The 23,775-nt window shown below is 66.8% G+C and carries 15 protein-coding genes; 6 read left to right on the top strand and 9 right to left on the bottom strand.

What is annotated here, in order from left to right; translation table 11 throughout:
* Window positions 1-11: 11 nt before the first annotated feature.
* The 3 genes from FS885_RS02845 to pflB form a co-directional block, all read right to left on the bottom strand.
* Window positions 12-1,925 (bottom strand): BglG family transcription antiterminator, encoded by a 1,914-nt coding sequence (locus FS885_RS02845; protein WP_186365753.1) that lies wholly within the window; start codon window positions 1,923-1,925, stop codon window positions 12-14.
* Between the two features lie 563 nt (window positions 1,926-2,488).
* On the bottom strand, window positions 2,489-2,740 hold the full coding sequence (gene grcA3, locus FS885_RS02840; RefSeq protein WP_144743496.1) for an autonomous glycyl radical cofactor GrcA3: 252 nt from the start codon (window positions 2,738-2,740) through the stop codon (window positions 2,489-2,491).
* Window positions 2,741-2,859: 119 nt separating this feature from the next.
* Window positions 2,860-4,941: a formate C-acetyltransferase gene (gene pflB / locus FS885_RS02835; RefSeq protein WP_144743495.1), complete on the bottom strand. Its 2,082-nt coding sequence runs from the start codon at window positions 4,939-4,941 to the stop codon at window positions 2,860-2,862.
* A 446-nt stretch (window positions 4,942-5,387) separates the two neighbouring features.
* Between pflB and FS885_RS02830 the strand changes: the two genes are divergently transcribed.
* The 3 genes from FS885_RS02830 (at window position 5,388) to FS885_RS02820 (ending at window position 7,410) form a co-directional block, all read left to right on the top strand.
* A complete protein-coding gene (locus FS885_RS02830; RefSeq protein ID WP_144743494.1) occupies window positions 5,388-6,422 on the top strand; it encodes an SPFH domain-containing protein in 1,035 nt (344 codons plus the stop codon).
* Window positions 6,423-6,518: 96 nt separating this feature from the next.
* Complete coding sequence (locus FS885_RS02825) at window positions 6,519-6,707, top strand: type II toxin-antitoxin system antitoxin (protein ID WP_144743493.1); 189 nt, start codon at window positions 6,519-6,521, stop codon at window positions 6,705-6,707.
* Window positions 6,708-7,068: 361 nt separating this feature from the next.
* On the top strand, window positions 7,069-7,410 hold the full coding sequence (locus FS885_RS02820) for a hypothetical protein (RefSeq protein ID WP_246060743.1): 342 nt from the start codon (window positions 7,069-7,071) through the stop codon (window positions 7,408-7,410).
* Between the two features lie 113 nt (window positions 7,411-7,523).
* Here the strand turns inward: FS885_RS02820 and FS885_RS02815 are convergent, their stop codons facing one another.
* Together FS885_RS02815 and FS885_RS02810 are read right to left on the bottom strand one after the other, a co-directional pair.
* On the bottom strand, window positions 7,524-9,722 hold the full coding sequence (locus FS885_RS02815; RefSeq protein ID WP_144743492.1) for an ABC transporter permease: 2,199 nt from the start codon (window positions 9,720-9,722) through the stop codon (window positions 7,524-7,526).
* Window positions 9,712-10,572 carry an ABC transporter ATP-binding protein gene (locus FS885_RS02810; RefSeq protein ID WP_144743491.1) on the bottom strand — a complete coding sequence of 287 codons (861 nt, stop codon included), beginning with the start codon at window positions 10,570-10,572 and terminating at the stop codon, window positions 9,712-9,714. The genes FS885_RS02815 and FS885_RS02810 overlap by 11 nt, the downstream gene beginning before the upstream one ends.
* 231 nt (window positions 10,573-10,803) lie before the next feature.
* Here FS885_RS02810 and vsr point away from each other — a divergent pair, with 231 nt between their 5' ends.
* Window positions 10,804-11,736, top strand: coding sequence for a DNA mismatch endonuclease Vsr (gene vsr, locus FS885_RS02805; RefSeq protein WP_144743490.1), 933 nt, complete (start codon window positions 10,804-10,806; stop codon window positions 11,734-11,736).
* Window positions 11,737-12,114: 378 nt separating this feature from the next.
* On the opposite strand, the gene htpG is transcribed toward vsr, so the two are convergent.
* Both htpG and FS885_RS02795 read right to left on the bottom strand, forming a co-directional pair.
* Window positions 12,115-14,166 (bottom strand): molecular chaperone HtpG, encoded by a 2,052-nt coding sequence (htpG, locus tag FS885_RS02800; RefSeq protein WP_144743489.1) that lies wholly within the window; start codon window positions 14,164-14,166, stop codon window positions 12,115-12,117.
* Between the two features lie 241 nt (window positions 14,167-14,407).
* Window positions 14,408-15,583 carry a DMT family transporter gene (locus FS885_RS02795; RefSeq protein WP_246060742.1) on the bottom strand — a complete coding sequence of 392 codons (1,176 nt, stop codon included), beginning with the start codon at window positions 15,581-15,583 and terminating at the stop codon, window positions 14,408-14,410.
* Window positions 15,584-15,833: 250 nt separating this feature from the next.
* Between FS885_RS02795 and FS885_RS02790 the strand changes: the two genes are divergently transcribed.
* Window positions 15,834-18,911, top strand: coding sequence for an insulinase family protein (locus FS885_RS02790; protein WP_144743488.1), 3,078 nt, complete (start codon window positions 15,834-15,836; stop codon window positions 18,909-18,911).
* Between the two features lie 377 nt (window positions 18,912-19,288).
* Here the strand turns inward: FS885_RS02790 and metA are convergent, their stop codons facing one another.
* Together metA and FS885_RS02780 are read right to left on the bottom strand one after the other, a co-directional pair.
* The gene (gene metA / locus FS885_RS02785; RefSeq protein WP_144743487.1) at window positions 19,289-20,236 is read right to left on the bottom strand and encodes a homoserine O-acetyltransferase MetA; all 948 of its coding nucleotides are present in this window, start codon (window positions 20,234-20,236) and stop codon (window positions 19,289-19,291) included.
* 258 nt (window positions 20,237-20,494) lie between these two features.
* A complete protein-coding gene (locus FS885_RS02780; protein ID WP_144743486.1) occupies window positions 20,495-22,504 on the bottom strand; it encodes a RecQ family ATP-dependent DNA helicase in 2,010 nt (669 codons plus the stop codon).
* Window positions 22,505-22,725: 221 nt separating this feature from the next.
* Between FS885_RS02780 and FS885_RS02775 the strand changes: the two genes are divergently transcribed.
* Window positions 22,726-23,724, top strand: a complete 999-nt coding sequence (locus FS885_RS02775; RefSeq protein ID WP_144743485.1) for a YitT family protein — start codon at window positions 22,726-22,728, stop codon at window positions 23,722-23,724.
* Window positions 23,725-23,775 lie beyond the last annotated feature (51 nt).

The following is a 23,775-nucleotide window of genomic DNA, read 5'->3' as shown; positions in this document are numbered from 1 at the left end:
TTCCGTTGCGGTTATGCGCTCAGCTCGGCCATGAGCTGGTCATAGGTTTGGGCGTGCACCAGGCGCGCTATCGCGTCGCCGTCGTTGAGCAGGCGCGCGACCGGCCGGTAGAAGCCGTCGAGCTTGGCCTCGGGCAGGCGCGAGATCGAGAGCATGAAGATCGCCCGCACCGTGCCCGTCCCCCACTCGAGCGGCTCGTCGAGCAGCGCGACCGCGGCGAACGTGGACGTGCTCACCGCCTCCAGGGGATGCGGCAGGGCGACGTCGTTGCCGAACGACGTGGGCGCCGCCTCCTCGCGCTTCCACACGAGCTCCTCGAAGGTCTCGGGCACCTCGTCGGGGCGGGCGCGGCGCAGCTCGCCACAGAGGAACGAGATCGCCTCGTCCTTGCTCGCGAAGCGCCGGTGCGTGAAGAAGAGGCCGCGCGGGAAGTAAGTCCCGAGGTCGTCGGGCGCGCCCTCGAGGACGTTGCGCATGAGCTCGCGGTCCGCGTCGGTCAGAAGCAGCGTGATCTCGCGCACCGGCACCGGCACGGGCGCGCTAAGCGGCACCGTCGTGAACACGTAGTCGATCTCGTCGAAGTCCTGGTCGGCGACCTCCGCCGCGTTGCAGGTCCTGATGGAGCCGAGCTTGCTGCCGAACTCCTCCTTGATGCGGAAGGCCAGAAGGCGCGCGCTCGCCATGCCCGAGGCGCACACCACGAGGATGCGCTTGTGGGCCTGCTCGGTGCGCTGCCGCTCGAGCGCAAGCGCAAACGCCATCGCGATGTAGCCGAGCTCGTGCTCGGAGGGGTAGTAGCCGTACGAGTCCGCGAGCACGCACGCCGCCTCGCCCGCCATAGAGTACGCGAGCGGGAAGCGGCTCTTGATGTCGTCGAGCAGCGGGTTCTCGAGATGCATGTGGTAGGTCAGGCGCACGGAGAGCGGCACCATGTGGCGCGCGAGGTTCATGCGCAGCTCGACGTCGTCGCGGAAGTCGAACCTGTACACGCGCCAGACCACGTCGATCATGCGGCCCACGAGGTCCCACATCTCGTCGGTGATGATGGTGGACTCCTGGCTCACCTGGTCCTCGTAGAGCACGCGCTTGCCGGCGAGATGGATCGCGATGTAGCCGATCTCGCTCGAGGGCAGCGTGACGTCGAGGTCGCGCGCGACGGCCTCGGCGATGCGCTCGGCGACGGCGCGCTCGCGCGTGCCGGCCGCGGCCGACGCGGGCAGGGAGCCCTGCGGCATGGCGTTGCCGCCCCGGATCCTCAGCACGGCGATGGCGATGTGCACGAGCAGGTTCTGGTACGAAAGGGAGTTCACCGCGAACGACTCGCGCTCCAGCACCTCGTCCACGCACGCCGAGACCGCGTCGAGCAGGGGCTCGAACGCGCGGTCGAAGGTGTCCCCCGCGTCATCGCGGTTCGTCATGCGACGAACGGTCGCCTCGGCCAGGCAGAGCCGGCGGCCCATCTCCGAGCCGGTCACGCGGATCCCGTAGCGGGGGCGCTTCTCGAGGCTCAGGTTGTAATGGGCGAGCACCGGCTCGATGCGCTTCAGGTCCCCGGAGATGCACGCACGGGAGACGAACAGCATCTCGGCAAGGGTGTCGAGCGTGATCCAGTCGTTGCGCAGAAGCAGGTCGTTCAGGAGATAGGCGCAGCGGCTGTCGGCCGAGGAGGCCGGATCGTCCTGGGAGAGCGTGCGCACGCGCTCGCGCCACGCCTCGAACGCGGCATGGTCGGTGACGTCGAGCACGTAACCGCCACGGCTGCGCGAGAAATGGACGCGCGCGACGCCGTCGAGCGATTCGTTGACCCGGTGGATGCGGTCGCGCAGCGTGCGCGTGCTCACACGCAGCCGTTCCGCGAGATCGGTGGGGGTTATTCCGCTCTCAAGCAGGATCCGCTCGATGATGTCCGCATCGTAGACGGTCATGTCGTCCTCCCTTCGCTTAACACGGTATGGGAGAATCCGCACGGACTCCATCCAAACCACCGCCGCGCAAACGGCGGAAAAACTGAACGAAACAGCCTTATGCGGGGGCATTCCCTCCCGTTCAGCCCACGCCGGGCGGCCCCGTGGATGCCGTTGTCCAAGTTCAGGTAAGAATACTGTGGGTTATCGGCTTCGTTGCGAGTAAAAGCAAAAGGGAAATCGTTCTCACCTGCGGTTTTGCTCACGTCACAACGCGATATACCCAGCCCGTCCTGGAAAACCCACAGTATTCTTACTTGAGCTTTCGTGAGGCTGCCATGCAGCGAGGGGTTCGAGCGTCTTGGCGGTGGCCGATCTCGGGTCTATGGCCGAAAGCCAGAATCCGCTTCGCAAAATGGTCAGGTTATCGCCGTGCGCCGAGTCCGGCTACTCGAATTGCTCACGCGGAACCACCGCCAAGATGCGCGAGTCCCCTCCGCGTCGAGAAAAAACGGGCGCACCCTTATGGATGCGCCCGTTTCGAAGCATGCTCGTTCGATGGGATCGAAGGCTATGCGGCCGACCTACATCCCCTCGTGGAACGTACGGCTGATGACCTCGTCCTGCTGCTCCTTGGTGAGGTTGTGGAAGTTCACCGCGTAGCCCGAGACACGGATGGTGAGCTGCGGGTACTTCTCGGGATGCTGCTGGGCATCGAGAAGCGTGTCGCGGTTGAACACGTTCACGTTGAGATGATGGCCGCCCTTCTCGGCGTACGCGTCGATCATGTTGACCAGATTGTCGGCCTGAGCCTGGGAAACGTCCTTGACCTGCATGGGATCCTCCTTCATGCGTTAATTGCTACTTAGATAATAGCATTACTCCCGGGACACGGGAACTCATGCCCCGGATGCGGTGGCGGGAAAAGCCCCATCACCGCGAATCGGAACCGTCGTTAGCAGTCGGCGCAGTTGGGCGCGGGGTTCTCGAAGGTGACGCCATCGAGGTCGATGTCGCCGAAGAACACCTGGTCCTCCTTGCCGAGCGCGCCCGGGATAATCGAGAACGTGTTGGAGATGCCGTCCTGCGCGTCGCGGAACGGCAGCTTGGACACGCTCGAGAGCGAGGCGATGGCGCCGTGGGTGTCGCGACGGTGCATGGGGTTGGCACCCGGGGCGAACGGCACGCCGGCCTTGCGGCCGTCGGGCGTGGCGCCGGTCTTCTTGCCGTAGACCACGTTGGAGGTGATGGTGAGCACCGACGTGGTAGGCACCGAGTTGCGGTACGTGTCGTTCATGCGGATGTACTCCATGAACTGGTGCACCACGTCGTGCGCGATCTGGTCGACGCGGTCGTCGTCGTTGCCGTACTTGGGGAAGTCGCCCTCGATCTCGAAGTCCACGATGACTCCCTGCTCGTCGCGGATGGGGTGGACCTTGGCGTACTTGATCGCGGAGAGCGAGTCGGCCACGACGGAGAGGCCGGCGATGCCCGTGGCGAACCAGCGGTGCACGTGCTTGTCGTGCAGGGCCATCTGGATGCGCTCGTAGCAGTACTTGTCATGCATGTAGTGGATGATGTTCAGCGAGTTCACGTACACGCCGGCGAGCCACTGCATCATGTCGTTGTACTTGGCCATGACGTCGTCGTAGTCGAGCGTGTCGCCCTCGACCGCGCGGTACTTGGGCCCGACCTGCTTCTTGGAGACCTCGTCCACGCCGCCGTTGAGCGCGTAGAGCAGGCACTTGGCGAGGTTCGCGCGGGCGCCGAAGAACTGCATCTCCTTGCCGATGCGCATGGAGGACACGCAGCAGGCGATCGCGTAATCGTCACCGTGGTAGACGCGCATGAGGTCGTCGTTCTCGTACTGGATCGACGAGCTCGCGATGGAGGTCTTGGCGCAGAACTCCTTGAAGGCCTGAGGCAGGTTCTTCGACCAGAGCACGGTGAGGTTGGGCTCCGGCGAGGTGCCCATGTTCTCGAGCGTGTGCAGGTAGCGGAAGGCGGTCTTGGTGACGAGCGTGCGGCCGTCGACGCCCATGCCGCCGATGGACTCGGTGACCCACTGCGGGTCGCCGGAGAAGAGGTTCTGGTACTCGGGCGTGCGGGCGAACTTGACCATGCGGAGCTTCATGATGAAGTGGTCCACGAACTCCTGGATCTGCTCCTCGGTGAAGGTGCCGCGCTTGAGGTCGCGCTCGGCGTAGATGTCGATGAAGGTCGAGGTGCGGCCCATGGACATCGCGGCGCCGTTCTGCTCCTTGACGGAGGCGAGGTACGCGAAGTACATCCACTGGATGGCCTCCTGCGTGTTCTTCGCCGGGCCGGAGATGTCGAAGCCGTAGAAGTCGGCCATCATCTTGAGCTCGCCGAGGGCGCGGATCTGCTCCTGCAGCTCCTCGCGGTCGCGGATGTTGTCCTCGGTCATGACCTTGGGCGTGGAGGCCTTCTGGGCCTCCTTGTCCTTGATGAGGTAGTCGATGCCGTAGAGGGCCACGCGGCGGTAGTCGCCGATGATGCGGCCGCGGCCGTAGCCGTCGGGCAGACCGGTGATGATGTGGGCCGAGCGGCAGGCGCGCATCTCGGGGGTGTACACGTCGAAGACGCCCTGGTTGTGGGTCTTGCGACGGTAGGTGTAGTTCTCGACCACGTCGGGATCGATGTGGTAGCCGTGCTGCTCGGCGGCCTGCACGGAGATGCGGATGCCGCCGTTGACGTGCAGCGCGCGCTTGAGCGGCTTGTCGGTCTGCAGGCCGACGATGGTCTCGAGCTCGGGGTGCTCGTTGTTGATGTAGCCGGCCGGGTGGCTCACGATACCCGTGACCGTCTTGGTGTCCATGTCGAGGCAGCCGCCCTGCTCGCGCTCCTTGGTGAGCAGACCCATGACGTAGTCCCACAGCTGCGTCGTGCGCTCGGTGGGACCCGCGAGGAACGACTCGTCGCCCTCGTAGGGGGTGTAGTTGCGCTGGATGAAGTCGCGGACGTCGACCTCACCGGTCCATGTGCCGCCCTCGAAGCCTTCCCATGCTTCCTGCATCGTGTAACCACGCTCCTTGAACGTGCGCCTTACGGCGCGCTTATGCTTTCCCGCATGAAGGCGGTCCGACGGAGCGCATGGCACGAGACGACTGTGAGCGGCCGGAACCGCGTCGTGCCCTACCAACCAACACGTAGGGCAAATGCCTACGTTCACGCCGAAATTCCAACCGTTCACCGAGAAAAATTCCTCTGCGAAAGAGTATCACATCAAGGACTGCTAATGGGGCTCAGCGCGACCCAAATCTAAGTTATCTGTAACAAACTTTGTTTGTCGCGGCCGCTCGCCGAATCGGTGAACGGTCGTTGACATGATCGCAATGTGATATCACAATGCAATCATCGAATCGCAGCCGCGATCCGTGCGGGAGCGCCCCTTCCCGAAGCACCACGGGGCGGCGTCCGGGCTGTCACGCAAACGCGGGCGCGTTCTTGAAAGGAACTTCCATGAGCGTGGAGAAGAAGATCAAGGCCGCATCCGGTTGGGGGATGCTCGCCGTCGTGTGCATCGGCTTCGTGGCGATCATCGCCCTGTTCATCTGGAGCGTCATCGGGCTCGCCTCCGCCGACGAGGCCGGTGTCGCCACCAGCCCGCTTTGCGGCTGGGGCCTCGGCATCAGCATCGCGGCCTTCTGCCTCATCTGGATTCCCGTCAGCGGATTCTTCACCCTGCAGCCCGGCCAGGCGCGCGTGTGCATCCTCTTCGGTGACTACAAGGGCACCGTGCGCGACGAGGGTTTCCGCTGGGCGAACCCGTTCTACAGCCGGTCCATGGGCTCCAACAGCGCCGCGGAAAACGCCACGGCCGAGGTCATCAGCAAGTCTGGCCTCTCGCTCGGCAAGCAGATCGAGACCGCGACCAAGGCCTCATCCGCCCTCTCCACCAAGATCTCCGTCCGCGCCCGCACGTTGAACGGTGAGATCCTGAAGGTCAACGACAAGATGGGCAACCCCATCGAGATCGCCAATGTCGTGGTGTGGCACGTGGCCGATACCGCGAAGGCCCTCTTCGACGTCGACAACTACGAGCAGTTCGTGGCCACGCAGGCCGAGACGGCGCTCCGCCACGTGGCGAGCATCTACGCCTACGACCACGCCGAGGACTCGAGCGACTCCATGGACTCCATCACGCTGCGCTCGAACATCGAGGAGGTCTCGACCGCGCTCAAGCACGAGCTCACGCAGCGCCTCGCGACCGCCGGCGTCGCCATCGATGACGCGCGCCTGACGCACCTCGCCTACGCCCCCGAGATCGCCCAGGCGATGCTGCGCCGCCAGCAGGCCGAGGCCGTCATCGCCGCGCGCAAGAAGATCGTCGAGGGCGCGGTCACCATGGTGGAGATGGCCGTCGACGAGCTCGGCCAGCACGGCAAGATCGACCTCGACGAGGAGCGCAAGGCGCAGATGGCCTCGAACCTCATGGTCGTGCTCTGCGGCGAGTCCGAGGCGAAGCCCATCGTGAACGCCGGCTCGCTGTACTAGACTTCCCGGGCGGCGCGGAGATCGCTTTCCGCGCCGCCAGAGCTCACCACGAGCTGGCCTGGAAACCGGTGCGGTTTTACGTAAGTAGTTGATGGCATGGCACGCAAACAGTATCCGCTTCGCATCGATCCCAAGATCTGGGAGGCCGTCCAGCGCTGGGCAGATGACGAGATGCGCAGCGCCAACGGCCAGGCGGAATGGATCTTGCGCGACGCCCTGAAGCGCGCGGGACGGCTACCCAAGAACGAAAGCGCCGATGAGGCGGGCAAGGAACGCGGGGCGTAGCGGCACTCTGCCGCGAAGCACGGGCGGGCAAGGGGGCCTTGCGCACCGAGCCCCGCGCATTCGTTGCGGTATTCGGTGCGAACTTCTCCGCTGGTGCCCGCAAGCCCATTTTGCGCTCAACAAAACCCCAGGTAATCACGGCGCGGTATGGGAGCTATCCCGTACCGCGCCGTTTCTCACACCGAATTCCGCAACGAGTTTGCAATGCGCCCGAAGGGACGCCCCGAAATCCGTGTGTTCGTCGTGAACGCAGACTAAATCTGCGCCCGCGAGGTACATATCCAATGGCATTCGATACACGACCGCCGGCTGGGCACCGCACGAGGCGCGACGCCGGCGACACAGAACGGGAGCACATCGTATGCATCGCTCGCACAAACATCTTTCGCACAAGAACGCGAAGCCTGGGCCCGAACGCCCGCGCGATCGCGTCGCCCCCTTCACGGCAGCCGAGGCCTCGGTGCGCACCGGCGCGCCCAAGGTCTACCCGTACGCCTCGGGAAGCGTGACCCGCATGCGCACCCCGCGCAGCCGCGCCGAGGACCAGCGCACGAACCTGCGCCGCGCCTACCAGGCGTTCCTGCGCAAAGCGAACGCGACGGCCCCAAACGCCGGGAACGCGCCCGCGGGCGCCTCGCCGCAGGACGCCCACCTCACGTCATACCAGAGCTGGCCGATCCGCCCCTACGCGGCGTCGGTCTAGCGCGAAGCCCCCAAGCTGCAGAGAAGTTCCCTCCCTTCATCTCCCCTCTGCAGCGCGAGACGGCCCGAGGCTCAAGCCTCGGGCCGTCTGCCGTTAAAGCGCGCCGGATAGGTCTAGTGGCTGTTGCGCACGCGCACCACCTCGCCGACGATACCCTTGCTCATGAGGTAGGTCACGAAGAAGTACCCGCCGTAGGCCACCACGAAGATGAGCGCCGTGAAGCCCACCGCCCCGCCGATCGAGAACCCGCCGAAGAGCTCGACGAGGTCGATGATCACCGAGAGCGCCACGCACGAGTGCGCGATGCCCAGCACGAGCGGGAACACGAAGAACACCGTCTGCTGCGCGAGCACGGAATGCGCGATGTCGCGGCGCTCGGTGCCCAGCTCGGAGAGGATGCGGTAGTTGCCGCTCGCATCGGCCACGCCCGATAGCTGCTGGATCGTCACGATCGCGGCGCACGCAACCACGAGCACGAAGCCGATGTAGATGGCCAGATACGAGATGAGGCCGTTCATGGAGTCAACGCTCTCGTAGGTCGAGGTGCGGGTCGCCTCCATGCCCCAGAGCGCCACGACCGCGCCGTCACCATCCGTGAGGTCGCCGTAGCGGCGGTGCGCGCTCACGTAGGCGTCGCCCTCCTCGGTCGAGACGCCATCTGCGTAGTCGCCCAAGAAATAGCTCCAATAGAGCGGAAGCTCCGCCTTTTCCACCAGCTCATCGGGCACCACGACCACACCGGAGTTCATGCCCATCATCGCGTTCTGGAACACGCTCGCCTCCGGGTCCACCGCATCGGCCACCGGATGCAACACACGTCCGGCGATATCGATCGTCACGCCATCGGCCATGACCGCGTTGTAGACATCGTTCACCGAGGCGCCCATGTCGGACGTGATGAGGTAGCCGTCCTCGCCCAGGTCGACCTCGTCGAGCCCGCGATAGCGCAGGTAGCGGTTGTAGTCGCTTTCCTTCGCGACGCCGAGCCCCAGGCCAGTCACGTCGGCCGACTCCGTGCCCGCCGGCAACGGCATGCCGACGGCCTCGCACAGGCCGTTCAGCGTCACGAGCGGCACGCTCTGGCCCACCGGCGTGGAATCGTACACGTCCAGCTGCACGGAGCGGCCGATGATCGACGCCAGGTCGAACGGGCGCGCGTCCGCCCCGTCGGGATCGATGGTGTCGAGCGCGCTCGCCTCGAGCACGTCGATGGGCTCGGTCGCCAGCGCGTAGCGCGCGCCCGTGCCGTTCTGCTCCTCCATGGCGTTCATCTCCGCCGCCGAGCGCTCGCCGATGTACGTGACGATGCGCGAGTAGTCCGCCGGCGTGCCGTGCTCGACGTTCTCGTTCATCACGCCCGCGAGCGACATGCCCGCCGTGACAGAGGTGATCGCCAGAAAGAGGATCATCGCGATCATGGCCATCGAGAAGCTCACGGTGTTCACCTTGGCCGCGAGCTGCCTGAGCGTCACCATGTTGAGACCGCGCCAGTAGAGTCCGCGCGCCGCCTGGAGCACCTTGAGCAAAAAGCCCGAGAGCCCGAAGAAGAGAAGGATCGTGCCCACCACGACGGTGACGGTCGTGACCAGGAAGTTCGTCATGCCGTCAGCCGAGCCGTCATAGGGCAGGCCGTCGTGCAGCAGGCGCGCGTACGCGACCGCGATGGCGACGGCGCCCACCACGAACACCACGGCGGAGAGCCACGGGTTGCGCACGCGCACCGTCTCGTTCTTGCGGCTGGCGCTCATGAGGTCGATGATCTTCGCCCGCGCCACCACGCGCAGGTTGAAGACGAGCGTCACCAGGAAGATCGCCACGAGGCAGCCGACCGTGAGCACGAAGGCGCTCATCGAGAAGAAGAAGTGGAAGTCGGCGATCTGCGTCTTGAAGATGCCCGCCGTGAAGAACACCATGAGCCACGAGAGCCCGAGCCCGCACAGCACGCCCAGCACCAGGGCGGCGAGCGACACGAAGAGCGTCTCCATGGCCATGATGCGCGCCACCTGCCAGCGGCTCATGCCGAGCACCTGGTACAGACCGAACTCCTTCTTGCGGCGCCTCATGATGAAGTTGTTGGCGTACACCATGAGAAAGCCCATCACGAAGCCCAGAAACACCGTGAGGCCGGAGATGATGCCGCCGAGCGTCTCGCCCATGCCGGCGTTCTGCTCGGAGACGCCCGCGATGTCCACCTGGACGGAGATGGTGTTGAACGCGTAGAACACCGTGACGGCGAGCGTGAGCGTGAGCAGGTAGACCAGATAGTCCCTGCCCGCACGGCGCACGTTGCCGAGCGCAATCTTACAGAGCATCGGAACCCTCCCCGCCCATCATGGCCACGACCTCCATGATGCGGTCGAAGAAGTCCTGGCGCGAGGAGCCGCCGCGGCGCAGCTCGGTGAAGATGCGGCCGTCGCGGATGAAGAGCACGCGGTGCGTGTAGCTCGCGGCGAAGCTGTCGTGCGTGACCATGAGCACGGTCGCCTTGAGGCTCTGGTTCATGGTCTCGAGGCACTCGAGCAGAAGGCGCGCGTTCTTTGAGTCGAGGGCGCCCGTGGGCTCGTCGGCCATGATGACGGCGGGGTCGGTCACCAGCGCGCGGGCGGCGGCGACGCGCTGCTGCTGACCGCCCGAGAGCTGGTAGGGGTACTTGGCGAGCGTGTCGCGGATGCCCAGGCGGCCGGCGACCTCGTCAACGCGGCGCAGGGTCTCCTTGGGCGCCACGCGGCTGATGGTGAGCGGCAGGGCGATGTTCTCGCGCGCGGTGAGCGTGTCGAGCAGGTTGGAGTCCTGGAAGATGAAGCCCAGCTGCTCGCGGCGGAAGCGGGTGAGCTTCTGCGACTTCAGGCGCGTGATGTCCTCACCGTTCACGAGGACGCTGCCGCTCGTGACCGCGTCGATCGTCGAGACGCAGTTGAGCAGCGTCGACTTGCCCGAGCCGGAGGCGCCCATGATGCCCACGAACTCACCGCGCTCGACGGTGAACGAGACGTCGCGCAGGGCATGCGTCACGTTGTTGCGGCTGCCGTAGACCTTCTCGATGTGGCGCACGTCGAGCACCGGCGCGGCGGTGCCCGCGGGTACGCCCTGCTGCGCACCTGCGGGCGCGGCGGGCGCGGCTCCCGGCGCGAAGTGGGCGAATGTCTTGGAATTCACTGGCATCTTAGGTCCTTTCCCTGTGCCCTAGCTTACCTCGTGCGCGAGCGGGTGCGGCCGGGGCGTGGACGGACGCGGTCGGGGACGCCGCACCGCTCGCAACCCTATCGTCGCAAGACGGGCCGCGGGCAGCCATCGATTTGGCTTACAGTTGGCTTGCAAATTCGTAAGGTGCGCGATCTGATATGCTTGCTTGTCGTGAAACGACGGCGCGCGGTACAGGCGAGAGGAGGGCCCATGCGTACGGTTCACGTGGCAGCCGGCATCATCAAGGCGGGCGACGGATCCGACCGCGTGCTCGCCGTCCAGCGCGGCTACGGCGAGATGGCAGGCCTCTGGGAGTTCCCCGGCGGCAAGGTGGAGCGCGGCGAGACCGCCCGCGACGCCTGCCGGCGCGAGCTCGCCGAGGAACTGCAGGTGCGCATCTGCGACCTGCGCGACTTCTACACGGTGGAGTACGACTACGAGGACTTCCACCTCTCCATGGAATGCTTCCTCTGCCGCATCGCCGAGGGCGACGAGCCCCGGCGCTCCGACCGGCAGCTCGAGCTCCGCTGGGTCGAGCGCGCCTCGCTCGCCAAGCTCACGTGGATGCCCGCCGACATCGAGCTGGTCCGCGCGCTCGCCGCGGCCTCTCCCGCCGATGGGGCGGATGCCGAGGACGGGCAGCCGGCAGCGGGCCGCAAAAGGTCAAAACTCCTGGAGAAGATCGACACCGCCGACCTCTCGGCCGACGAGACCGAGCTGGTGCGCCGCCGCGCCGCCATCCGCAAGTCCATGCAGGGCAACAAGCGCGCGGACACCAAGCCGGAGCTTCTCGTGCGGCAGCGCCTGCGCGCTGCGGGCCTCACGGGCTACCGCCTGCAGTGGAAGAAGGCGCCCGGTCGCCCCGACATCGCCTTCCCCGGCCGCAAGGTCGCCATCTTCGTGAACGGCTGCTTCTGGCACCGCTGCCCGCACTGCCACCCCTCGACGCCCAAGCGCAACACGGAGTTCTGGGAGGCGAAGTTCCGCCGCAACGTCGAGCGCGACGCCCGCGCCCTCGCCGAGCTCGCCGAGCAGGGCTGGACCGCGATCACCATCTGGGAGTGCGAGCTCAAGCGCGACCGCGTCAACGAGACCATGGAACGCGTCATACGTGAGGTGCGTGCTGCCGAAAAGCGTCGTTGACCAGCGGTTTCATCATGGCTTCAAAGCAGATTAAGCCATTCTTATGTTATGTCCGGTGCCGCGGCGGACATAATGGTCACAAGCGAACGGGAGAGCAGCACCCCGTGTCGCTACCTAGGTGGTTGAGCGAGGAGGCCGCGCATGCTTTCTTCCAGAGACGCAGCTTGCACATGGTCACCATTGCAAACAGCCCAACGTGCGAACCATTTCTCCTTCCCCCCGACACAGAGATCTGGCCTCCTCGTCCCCACCAATCGCTCTCAAGATCAGCGCGTGAACCTCAACCGCACCTGGAACGGCGAGCTCGAGACATTGAGCGAGCGCCCTTTGCAGAACGCTCGCTCCCTATCCTAAGACGAATATCGGCCTATCCTGCGGCTACATGAGCTCGCAGACGCTCTGCACGAAGGCGACGGGATCCTCGGGCAGGATGCCCTCGACGAGGAGCGCCTGGTCGTAGAGGAGCCCCGCGTACAGGCCGAGCTTCTCGGTATCGCCCGCCTCCTGCGCCGCGACGAGCTTCGCGAAGACGGGGTGCTTGGCGTTGAGCTCGAGCACGCGCTGGCTGCGGGGCAGGTCCTCGGTATCGGCCTCGGGGCCGCGCTTCAGGACCTTCTCCATCTCGAGCGAAAGCGGGCCCTCCGTCGAGATGCACGCGGGCGCGCCGCCCTCGTCCACCAGACGCGATGAGACCGCGACCTTCTCGACCTTGTCGCCGAGCGCCTCCTTCAGCGCCTCGAAGAGGTCGGCGTGCTCCTTCGAGGCCTCCTCGGCCTCCCGCTTCTCGTCCTCGGTCGCGAGGTCGAGGTCACCCGACGCGACGTTCTTGAGCTCGAGGTGACGGTCCTCGGTCTCGGGCTCGGCGCCGTCGGCCACGGCCTTCTCTGCCGCCTCGCGCGCAGCCTCGTCCTCATAGACTTTCGGCATGTCGCGCGCCACGTACTCGCGCATGGCCTGGAACGTGAACTCGTCGACGTCCTGCGTGCAGAGCAACACGTCGTAGCCGCGCGCGAGCACGCCCGTCACGACGGGCATCTTCGCGAGGCGGTCGCGGTCGTCGCCGGCCGCGTAATAGATCGCCTTCTGGCCCTCTGACATGGCGCGGGCGTACTCGGCGAGCGTGACCATCTTCTGCTCGCGCGCGCTCCAGAACAGCAGCAGGTCAGCGAGGTCGTCGGCCTTCATGCCGTAGCTCGCGTAGATGCCGTACTTGAGCCCGCGGCCGAAGTTCTCGAAGAACTTCTCGTAGGCCGCGCGGTCGTCGTCGCGCATGGAGCCGAGCTCGCTCGTGATGCGCTTCTCGATGCGGCGCGCGATGGCATGGAGCTGACGGTCGTGCTGCAGCGTCTCGCGGCTGATGTTGAGCGAGACGTCGGCGGAGTCGACGATGCCGCGCACGAAGTTGTAGTAGTCGGGCAGAAGCTCGGCGCACTTCTCCTGGATCATGACGTTGGAGCTGTAGAGCGCGAGCCCCTTCTCGTAGTCTTTGCTGTAGAGGTCGAAGGGCGCGCGGCCGGGGATGAACAGCAGCGCGTCGTACTCGAGCTGGCCCTCGGCGTGGAAGCTCACCGTGCGCGCGGGTGCCTCGAAGTCGTGGAAGGTGCTCTTGTAGAACTCGTCGTAGTCGGACTGCTCGACCTCGCTTGCGCGCTTCTTCCAGATGGGCGTCATGGAGTTGATGGTCTCGAGCTCCCGGTAGTCCTCGTACTCGGGCTTGTAGTCGTCGCCCGCGTCCTCCGGCTTGGGCTTCTGGCGGCTCTTGGTGACCATCATCTGGATCGGGTAGCGCACGTAGTTGCTATAGCGGCGGATGAGCTCTTTGAGCTCCCACTCGGAGAGGAAGCGGTCGTAGTTCTCGCCCGGCTCCGCGGGCTCGCCGGGCTGCGTCGGCTTCGCGGGCTCGTTGTCGCGCAGCGTGAGGATGACGTCGGTGCCGTGCTCGGCGCGCTCGCCGCTCTCGATGGTGTAGCCCTCCAGGCCGTCGGACTCCCAGGCGTGCGCCTCGTCCTCGCCGTAGGCGCGGCTCACCACGCGCACCTTCTTGGCGACCATGAAGGCGGAGTAGAAGCCCACGCCGAACTGGCCGATGATGTCCACGGCGTCGCCCTGGCTCTGGGCGTTGGCCTCCTTGAACTCCTCGGAGCCGGAGTGCGCGATGGTGCCCAGGTTGCGCTCGAGCTCGTCGGCCGTCATGCCGATGCCGTTGTCGGAGACCGTGATGGTGCGCGCGTCCCTATCGAAGCTCACGCGGATCGCGAGGTCGTCCTGCTTGACGCCGAGCGAGTCGTCCGTGAGGCTCTTGAAGTTGAGCTTGTCCACGGCGTCCGACGCGTTGGAGATGAGCTCGCGCAGGAAGATCTCCTTGTTGGTGTAGATGGAGTTGATCATGAGGTCGAGGAGCTTCTTGCTCTCCGTCTTGAACTTGCGCATGTGCTGCGTCCTTCCCATGTTGCCGCATGCGGCCACCCGCCGCATGACGCGATGTACCGCACCCATGGTACCCATATCCGCACGCATAAAACCTTAGCGCGCAAGACTTAGATTTTCTTCATGTTGAGCGGCGGCGCGAGCGGGCACGTGCGGCAGCGGCCGCAACGGCCCCCTGCGACAGGCGCCGCCGAGGCCGCCATATGCAAACGGGTTCTGCAGGGCAGGTTCTAGAGGTCGGCCTCTACACCGTGAGGACCATCATGATGATGATGCAGGCGAAGCCGGCGATATCGGTGCCGGTGAAGACCGTGCCGAGCGCGATGGCGCTCGTGACGGCCGCGGAGACGGGCTCGACCGTGCCGATGAGGCTCGCGCGCATGGAGCCGATGTCCTTGACGCCCTGCATGTAGAGCGAGTAGGCCAGGCACGACCCGACGAGCGCGAGCACGATGAACGCGCCCCAGGCGATGCCGTCGAAGGCCGGCATGTGCGCCCACGGCTGGATGAAGAGGCTCGACACGATGCCGCAGATGAGCATGCCCGAGCCGGTCACGACCGGCGCGCCGTACTTGGGCAGGATGCGCACCGGGACGATCGACATCGCCGCCGCGCCGAGCGCGGAGATGAGGCCGATGAACAGGCCGAACGGTGGGATGGACAGGTTGGAGGGGTCGCCGCCCGTGGCCAGGAGGTAGGTGCCCACCAGCGCGAGGCCCACGCCGATGAGCTCGCGGCGCCGCGGGGCGCGGTGCGTGGTAAGGCAGGCGTAGACCATGATGATCACGAGCTGCAGGCACTGGAGCACGGTCGCGGTGCCGGCGTTGGTGATGCGGATGGACATGAGGTAGCCGAGCTGGTTGAGCAGCACGCCCGACGCGGAGAAGGCCAGAAGCACCATGAGGTCGCGTTTGTCGGTGAAAAGCCGGCGCAGGCGCTCGCGATCCTTCGCGCGCGCGAGGATCACGACGAGGAACATGGCGCCGGCGGTGATCTGGCGCATGCACATCAGCCACATCGTGTCGGCGGCGTAGTTCTCGAACAGGAAGTCGGCGCAGGTGCCCGAGAAGCCCCAGAACAGGCCGCCGAAGAAGGTGGCGAGCACGCCGACGAGCATGCGGCGGCTGCTCTCGGCGTTGGCGCGCTCGCGCATACGGCGGCGCTTCTTGCGCGCCTTGGCGTCGGTGCCGTACAGGTCGGGGTCGCTCGGGGATATCGCGCGGGTGACGGCCGCCTCGAGCGCGGGGATCGCGACGGCCGGCTGGACCGAGGCGTAGCTCACGGCCGCCTCATGGGTGTCGGCGAGCTGGCGCTCCGGCGCGCGGCGATCCGCTGCCGAAGGCTCGATGTCCCGTGTGCCGTCCATGTCGTTCCTCTTCTTGCCCATCGCCATGGTCCCCGCCTTCCCCGTCTCGTGCACCCGTTCACCTTAACCCAAGATTCCGCAGGATAGAGCCGTTGTTTTGCGATCTGGCGATATCGCTTTAGTCCGCCGAAGCATGCCCTTCGGTTTGCGCGCCGCCACGCGGTGCACACGCCCTGGGCTTCACATTCGCTCCATACCGCCCCGGGCGCGGCGGCGCGGGCCACATGGGTATACTCGTGGGTGTTCATGCGCATCCGGGCGCCCCCATCGCGAGCGCGCCGCCCCATCAGAAGGAGTCATGCCTATGTCCACCCCCTCGACCGAGCACGCCGACCCGCGGGCCGCGGCACGCGGTCTGCTCGAGCCCGGCTCATGCGTCTGCGGGTTTTCCATCGAGCGCCGCGAGACCATCGACGAACTCGATGCCGACGCCTACCTGCTGCGCCATGCCGCGAGCGGCGCGCGCCTGCTCTACCTCGCCTGCGACGACGAGAACAAGGCCTTCTCCATCGCCTTCAAGACCCCGCCGGCAAACGACACGGGCGTCTTCCACATCCTCGAGCACTCCGTCCTCTGCGGCTCGGAGAAGTTCCCCGTGAAGGAGCCCTTCGTCGACCTCATCAAGAGCTCCATGCAGACGTTCCTGAACGCCATGACCTACCCCGACAAGACGGTCTATCCCGTGGCGTCCACCAACGAGCAGGACCTCTTGAACCTCATGGACGTCTACCTGGACGCCGTGCTCAACCCCGCGATCTACACCAAGCCGACCATCTTCCAGCAGGAGGGCTGGCACCTGGAGCTCGACGTGCCGGAAGGCGCCGAGCCGCGCCAGGGCACCCTCCGCGTGAACGGCGTCGTCTTCAACGAGATGAAAGGCGCGCTCTCCGACCCCATGAGCGTGCTCGACGACGCGGTGATGAGCTCGCTCTTCCCCGGGACCGCCTACGCCTGCGAGTCGGGCGGCGACCCGCGCCACATCCCCGAGCTCACCTACGAGGAGTTCATCGACACGCACGCGCGCCACTACAACCTGGCTAACAGCTACATCACGCTCTACGGCGACTTCGCCGACGTCCGCCGCGAGCTCGCGTTCCTGGACGAGCGCTACCTCTCGCAACGGAGCGCCGCCGACGCCTACATCGAGCGCCGCCGCGCCGAGGGGGCGCTGCCCGCCGAGCTCGCGCCCAACCCGCTCGGCGAGATCGAGCCGGTCGTCTGCGAGCACCGCGTCGTGCACATGGACACCACGCCCGAGAACGCCCTCGTGGGCATCGCCTACGTGCTGGGCGACGCGCTCGACACCTTCCGCACCGTCGCGGCGGACGTGCTGTTCGACGCGATCCTGGGCTCCAACGAGGCACCGCTCAAGAAGGCGATCCTCGCGGCGGGCCTCGGCGGCAACGTGGTGAGCTACACGGCCCCCACCTGCGTCAAGCCCTACGAGATGCTCATCCTGCAGAACGTCTGGCCCGGCGCCGCCGAGAAGCTCCAGCGGCTCGTACTCGACGAGTGCGCGCGGCTGGTGCGCGAGGGCGTCCCGCGCGACCGCCTCGATGCCGTGCTCTCGGGCAACGAGTACGCCCTGCGCCAGCGCGACTACGGCACCGCCGACGGCGTGGTGCTCGCCTGCGACGCCCTGAACACCTGGCTCTACAGCGACGACGCGCCCACGGACGCCCTCAAGTACGCCGACACGTACGCCAGGCTGCGCCAAGAGCTCGAGGGCGACTTCTTCGAGCGGCTGCTCGCGGAGCTCGTGCTCGAGAGCGACCACCATGCCCTCGTGGAGCTCGTGCCGACCGGCGGCACCGCGCCCGACGAGAAGGCCGCAGGTGAGGATGCCGCTGCCGACGGCGACGCCCCCGCCGCCAACGCCCCCGCCGACGACGAGGCCGCGCGCCTCGCCGCCATCAAGGACGCCATGTCCGACGGGGAGCTCCAGCAGGTCATCGACACCGTGGCCGAGCTGCGCGCGCAGCAGGAGGCCGAGGACGCGCCCGAGGACCGCGCCAGGCTCCCGCGCCTGCACGTCGCGGACATCGGCGACGCCCGCCCCGAGCCCGCGCTTGTCGTGGACACCACCGCGCCCATCCCCTGCCTCAAGCACGACATCCCCACGCGCCGGCTCGCCTACGCGCTCACGTACTTCGACCTGAGCCACCTGAGCCATGCCGAGCTGCCCTACGTGAAGGTGCTCTGCCGTCTTTTGCAGCAGCTCGCCACCGCGCGCATGAGCGCCGCCGAGCTCGACACCTACATCGGCTCCAACCTGGGCTTCCTCTCGTTCACGACCGAGGTGTACCTGCAGGAGCGCAACTGGCGCCTCGCGCGGCCGGTGCTGCTCGTCTCCGCCGGCGCGCTCTCGGAGAAGATCGATATGCTCGCGCGCATCCCGCGCGAGGTCTGGGCCGGGACCGTCTTCGAGGACACCGGCCGCATCCGCGATGTGCTCACGCAGATGCGCATCGGCATGGAGCAGGCCTTCCTGAACGCCGGCCATCAGGCCGCGCTCGGGCGCGCGCTCTCGTACGTCTCGCCCGCCGCCGTGGTCTCCGACCAGCTTGCCGGCGTGGAGTTCTACCGCTTCCTGCGCGACGTGCTCGACCGCTTCGACGAGCGCGCCGAGGAGCTCTGCGACAAGCTCCGGGAGCTGCAGGGCCGCATCTTCACCTCGACGGGAACCATCGCGAGCTTCACCGGTTCGGACGAGGACTACGAGCGCTACTGGGCTGCCGCCGGAGACCTCGGCCTCGCGCCGCGCACCGCGCCCGCCAAGGAGCTCTACGTGCCCGCGCCCGAGGACAAGCACGAGGCGTTCGTGATTCCGAGCGACGTCTGCTACCTCGGCAAGGCCATCGACCCGCGCGTGCTCGGCATCGCGACTGACGGCTCATGGAGCATCGCTGCGAACGCCCTTACCTACGGCTACCTCTGGAACGAGATCCGCGTGAAGGGCGGTGCGTACGGCTGCGGCTTCCAGAGCGTTCCCGGCAGGCGCGCGGCGTTCTACACCTACCGCGACCCCGCGATCGATCCCTCGCTCGCGCGAATCGCCAAGGCCGGCGCCTGGCTGGGCGAGCTCGATGCCGATCGCGACACCTTCGAGGGCTATATCGTGAGCAAGGTTTCCGACTTCGACGCCCCGGTGAAGCCCTACGCGCTCGCCAAGCGCCAGGACGGCGCCTATCTCTCGGGCCGCCCGGCGGATTTCCGCTCCGCGACGCGCGCCGAGATGCTCGCCACCACGCCCGAGCGCCTGCGTGAGCTGGGCGACGACGTCGCGCGCATCGCCTCCGAGGCTCCCGCCTGCGTCTTCGGCGGCCGCGACATCATCGAAGCCAGCAGCGAGGACTGGACCGTCGTGGACCTGCTGGGGTAGGCCCCCTCTTCGACGCCTTCGGCCGCCCGGGTCGCGCGATGCGCCGCTCGGGCGGCTTTTTCACTCGATGCGACGTTACCGCGCACTTCGTACATGAAACGATGCTCTGTATCGACGGCAGCCCTCGTTCTGCGTCTGCATGCCAGCCGCCTCCCGCAGTGCTCCCTCAAGCTGGGTGCATCGCGAAACGTGTTAGGTGCAAACCTCCAGCGAAATAAAGTCGACCGTTCTTTATTTCCCCTGCGAGTTTGCACCTAACGGGAAATCAGGCGCACGTAACGACAACTGGGAATACGAAACAGGGGGCCAACAGCCACCCGGGCCGGGTACAGGCCGCGCATCAAGGGATACGGCGACCGCCCCCGCGCTGCTCGTTCCTACACCAGGCCCGCGCGGCGGCGCGCGAGACGACCGGCCAGGCGGATGTCATAGGGCGTGGTCTGGTAGACGTAGTAGTTCAGCCAGTTGGTGTAGAGCAGCTGCGCCTGGCTGCACCAGGTGTTGAGCGGCTCGCGCGCGGGGTCGTCATCGGGGAAGTAGTTCACCGGGATGTCGGGGCCGATCCCGCGGTCCAGGTCGCGCTCGTACTCGAGCTTGAGCGTGTCGGCATCGTACTCGGGATGGCCGAACACGAAGAACTGCCGGCTGTCGACGCTCTTCACGATGTAGAGGCCCGCCTCGTCGGAGACCGCGAGCACCTCGAGGTCGCAGCAGGCCTCGACGTCCTCGCGCCTCACCTCGGTGTAGCGGGAGTGCACCGCGTTGAAGCGATCGTCGAAGCCGCGCACGAGCGGCGACGACTTCTTGACAAGGTAGTGCTCGTACACGCCCGAGAGCTTCGCCGGGAGCTCGTGCTTCTGGATGCCGTAATGATGGTAGAGACCGGCCTGCGCGCCCCAGCAGATATGCAGCGTGGAGTGCACGTTGTCGACCGACCAGTCCATGATGCGCTGCAGCTCGGGCCAGTAGTCGACATCCTCGAAGTCGAGCTGCTCGACCGGGGCGCCCGTGATGATGAGGCCGTCGAAGTGCTCGTGCTCGACCTCCTCGAAGGTACGGTAGAAGGTCTCGAGATGGCTCTCCGAGACGTTCTTGGCATCGTGCGTGGCCGTGCGCAGCAGCTCGACCTCGATCTGGAGCGGCGTGTTGGAGAGCTTGCGCATGATCTGCGTCTCGGTCGCGATCTTGGTGGGCATGAGGTTCAGGATGAGCACATGCAGCGGACGGATGTCCTGGTGCAGCGCGCGGAACTCCGTCATGACGAAGATGTTCTCGCTGTCGAGCGCAGCGGTCGCGGGCAGGGCGTTGGGGATGCGGATGGGCATGGCGGTCTCCTTCTTCATGCGCTTGCCGCGCCGACCGATGCCGCGCCGGTATCTAGGCGGCCGCATCTCGCGCGTGCCGTTTTATCTTTTCACGCCGGCGGGCGGGCGTCAAATGGTCTGGGCGCGCCTTCGCGAGCCGTGCGTCCCATCCCGTACCGAGCGCCGGCAGTTCATATCTGAATTCCACGGCCATTTTTCAATGTATCGAGCGAAATACCGCCCGAGAGGCACGTTCGATCGCCCGCTTCAAGGGGAAGCCTACCCGCGCTCCTCCTCGAACGCGGCGACGGCGGCCAGGAGCGCCTCGCCGAACTCGTCCGCCTTGCGCTCGCCGATGCCCGAGACCTGCAGCAGCTCCTCGCGCGTGCGCGGGCGCAGCCGGCAGATGCCGCGGAGCGTCTTGTCGTTGCAGATGATGTAGGGCGGCACGTCGCGCTCGCCGGCGAGCTCCAACCTGAGCGCGCGCAGGCGCTCGAAGAGCTCGGCGTCGTCACCCACGCGATCTCGAGCAGGACCCGCCGCCTCCTCGCGCAGCAGGTCGATCGCGCGCCGCGTGCGGGCGTTCGCCGCGCGACGGGACGAGCGGCTCTTGATCGTGAAGCTGAAGGCGCCCTCCGTGGCGCCCACGGCCTCGCCGGCGCGGGGGCCGGGCGCGATGACCGGGTACTGCCCCTGCGAGACCTCGAGGTAGCCCCGCCCCGCGAGCTGGTCGATCACGTCCTTGATACGGGCCGTCGGCATGGAGGCGAGCGCGGCATGGCACGCGTCATCGGCCAGGCCGAGCGATCGGATGCGCTCGCCCATAGCTCCATGGAGCGTCTCGGCGATGAGCGTCTTGCCGAAGCGCGCCGGGTGCGCGAGCACGAAGCGGACGACGGAGCGCGCGGCATCGGTGACGTCCTCGACCGCGAAATCGGTAAGGCAGTTCGAGCAGTTGCCGCACCCGGGGGCGGCGTCCCCCTGAACATTGCCCGCGCGCGAGGCACCCTCCTCGACGCCGAGCACGCCGGCGTCCCCGAAGTACCTCAGGATGTACGCGCGCAAGCAGCCCGTCGTCTGGCAGTAGCCTTCCATCTGGGCGAGCAGGCGGTACCGGTTGCGGCGCGCCTGCTCGCGCTGCTCCGGGTCGAGCTCGCGCTCGGCCTCGTCACCGCGGTCGATGAGGAAGCGCCGCAGGCGAAAGTCGTTGCCGTTCCACAGAAGATGGCAGCTCGCCGGGTCGCCGTCGCGTCCGGCGCGGCCCGCCTCCTGGTAATACGCCTCGATGCTCTCGGGCACGTTATGGTGGATGACGTAGCGCACGTTGGGCTTGTCGATCCCCATGCCGAATGCGTTGGTCGCGACGATCACCGGCATGCGGTCGGCGATGAACGCCTCCTGGTTGGCGCGCCGCTCCTCGACCGTGAGGCCCGCGTGGTAGCGGCCCACGCGCACGTTGGCCACCGCGAGCCGGCGCCCCAGCTCGGCGGCGAGCTCCTCGACCGTCCGGCGCGTCGAGCAGTAGACGATCCCGCTCTCGCCGGCATGCGCGAGCGCGTAGTCGCAGATCCAGCGCGCCTTGGCCTTGTCGCCCATCTCCTCGACTCCGAAGTAGAGGTTGGCGCGGTCGAAGCCGGTCACCACGCGCTCGGGCGCGCGCAGCCCGAGCATGCCCTCGATGTCGACGCGCACGCGCTCCGTCGCGGTCGCGGTGAATGCCGCCATCACCGGGCGGCTGCCGAGCTCGCGCACGAACCGCTCGATCTCGAGATACGAAGGGCGGAAGTCCTGCCCCCATTGCGAGACGCAGTGCGCCTCGTCGACGGCGACAAGCGGGATGCCGATACCGCCCGGGCCGCTCGCCGCGCGCGCGAACGCGAGGAAACGCGGGTCCTCGAGGCGCTCGGGTGCCACGTACATGATCTGGTACCAGCCCTCGGCGGCGCGCTTGAGCACCGTGTTCTGCTGGCCGGGCGTGAGCGTCGAGTTGAGGTAGGCGGGGCGCGCGCCCGCCGCCTTGAGGGAGAAGACCTGGTCGGCCATGAGCGAGACGAGCGGGCTCACCACGAGCGTGATGCCCGGCAGCATGAGCGCCGGCACCTGGTAGCAGACGGACTTACCCGCACCGGTGGGCATGACCGCCAGGGCGTCCCTCCCGGAGAGGATGGCCGAGACCACCTGCTCCTGCCCGGGGCGGAACGCATCGTAGCCGAAGTAGCGCTTGAGCGCCTCGCGCGCGGCGCCCATCGACCGCACGCCGTCACATCCCTCGAATGCCCCTGCCGTCATAACCCTCCCCTCGGGTGCCCTGGCCGCGTCGCGCGCGGCCCCGTTCGCGGAAGATGCATGGAGCCTCCATGGTAGCCGATGCCCGCCCGCGGGCATGCTAGAATCGGCGCGACCCAACGTACACGGCTATCGTATCGAGCCGCCGAGGCGCAGCGCGCACCGGCGGCCGCGCCGCGCCCGCCGCATGGCGGACCGCTCAGACCACCTAAGGAGGAGGACCCGTGAACACCGCCACCGACCTCATCGGCGACCTCGGCCATGAGCTTGCCCGGCTCACCGTCATCCGGCGCATCATCACCGCGCTCGCCGTGACGGCATCGGCCCTGCTCCAGGCCTACCTCATCCAGGCGTTCATCAACCCGGCGAACCTTCTTCCCAGCGGTTTCACCGGCGTGGCCGTGCTCATCGACCGCATCACCGCCCTGTGGGGCATCCGCATCTCGACCGACCTGGGCATGCTCGCCCTCAACATCCCGCTCGCGCTCATCTGCCTGCGCAGCATCTCCAAGCGCTTCGTCCTCTTCTCGATGCTCCAGGTCGCGCTCTCGGCAGCGTTCCTCAGGTTCCTCGAGTTCCAGCCCATCCTGGACGACCAGATCATGCTCGTGGTCTTCGGCGGGTTCATCTCGGGCCTCTCGATCGCCATCGCGCTCAAGGCGGGCGCCTCGACGGGCGGCACCGACTTCATCTCGCTGCTCGTCGCCAACCGCACCGGCAAGACCATCTGGGGCTTCATCTTCGCGAGCAACTGCGCGCTTTTGGTCATCTTCGGCGCGCTCTTCGGGTGGGAGAACGCCGCGTACTCGATCGTGTTCCAGTTCATCGCGACCAAGACCATCGACAGCTTCTACCACCGCTACGACCGTGTGACGCTGCAGATCACCACGAAGCGCGCCGACGAGGTGATGGACGCCTACATCGAGAGCTTCCAGCACGGCATCAGCTGCGCCGAGGTCATCGGCGGCTACAGCCGCGAGCGCATGTACCTGCTGCACACCGTCGTGTCCACCTACGAGTCCGAGGACATCATCAAGCTCGTGCGGGAGGTCGACCCCGGCGCCGTGATCAACGTCTTCCGCACCGACAACTTCGTCGGCGGCTGGTGGCGCGGGCACGCCGACGAACCCGTGCCCACCGCCGTGCCCGACCCGAGCAAGCTCCCCGCGCGCGAGGCCGCCCGCAAGCGCCGCAGCGCGCTCATGCAGGACGACGGGCGCTGAGCCCACCTGCAAACCGATACGCTGCCTCCCTGCGCCGAGCAAGGCGTGCAA

It is taken from the genome of Enorma burkinafasonensis (assembly GCF_902150035.1).
Classification (GTDB): Bacteria; Actinomycetota; Coriobacteriia; order Coriobacteriales; family Coriobacteriaceae; genus Enorma; species Enorma burkinafasonensis.
The sequence above is the reverse complement of the archived record's forward strand: the minus strand, read 5'-3'. Positions and strand labels throughout refer to the sequence as shown.

What these genes read in the sequence shown, in the direction of transcription:
- FS885_RS02780 (WP_144743486.1), bottom strand. Translation starts at nt 22,504, where the DNA reads ATGACGGCAGGGGCATTCGAGGGATGTGACGGCGTGCGGTCGATGGGC.
- FS885_RS02830 (WP_144743494.1), top strand. Translation starts at nt 5,388, where the DNA reads ATGAGCGTGGAGAAGAAGATCAAGGCCGCATCCGGTTGGGGGATGCTC.
- grcA3 (WP_144743496.1), bottom strand. Translation starts at nt 2,740, where the DNA reads ATGCAGGTCAAGGACGTTTCCCAGGCTCAGGCCGACAATCTGGTCAAC.
- pflB (WP_144743495.1), bottom strand. Translation starts at nt 4,941, where the DNA reads ATGCAGGAAGCATGGGAAGGCTTCGAGGGCGGCACATGGACCGGTGAG.
- FS885_RS02810 (WP_144743491.1), bottom strand. Translation starts at nt 10,572, where the DNA reads ATGCCAGTGAATTCCAAGACATTCGCCCACTTCGCGCCGGGAGCCGCG.
- FS885_RS02845 (WP_186365753.1), bottom strand. Translation starts at nt 1,925, where the DNA reads ATGACCGTCTACGATGCGGACATCATCGAGCGGATCCTGCTTGAGAGC.
- metA (WP_144743487.1), bottom strand. Translation starts at nt 20,236, where the DNA reads ATGCCCATCCGCATCCCCAACGCCCTGCCCGCGACCGCTGCGCTCGAC.
- FS885_RS02825 (WP_144743493.1), top strand. Translation starts at nt 6,519, where the DNA reads ATGGCACGCAAACAGTATCCGCTTCGCATCGATCCCAAGATCTGGGAG.
- FS885_RS02790 (WP_144743488.1), top strand. Translation starts at nt 15,834, where the DNA reads ATGTCCACCCCCTCGACCGAGCACGCCGACCCGCGGGCCGCGGCACGC.
- vsr (WP_144743490.1), top strand. Translation starts at nt 10,804, where the DNA reads ATGCGTACGGTTCACGTGGCAGCCGGCATCATCAAGGCGGGCGACGGA.
- htpG (WP_144743489.1), bottom strand. Translation starts at nt 14,166, where the DNA reads ATGCGCAAGTTCAAGACGGAGAGCAAGAAGCTCCTCGACCTCATGATC.
- FS885_RS02820 (WP_246060743.1), top strand. Translation starts at nt 7,069, where the DNA reads ATGCATCGCTCGCACAAACATCTTTCGCACAAGAACGCGAAGCCTGGG.
- FS885_RS02815 (WP_144743492.1), bottom strand. Translation starts at nt 9,722, where the DNA reads ATGCTCTGTAAGATTGCGCTCGGCAACGTGCGCCGTGCGGGCAGGGAC.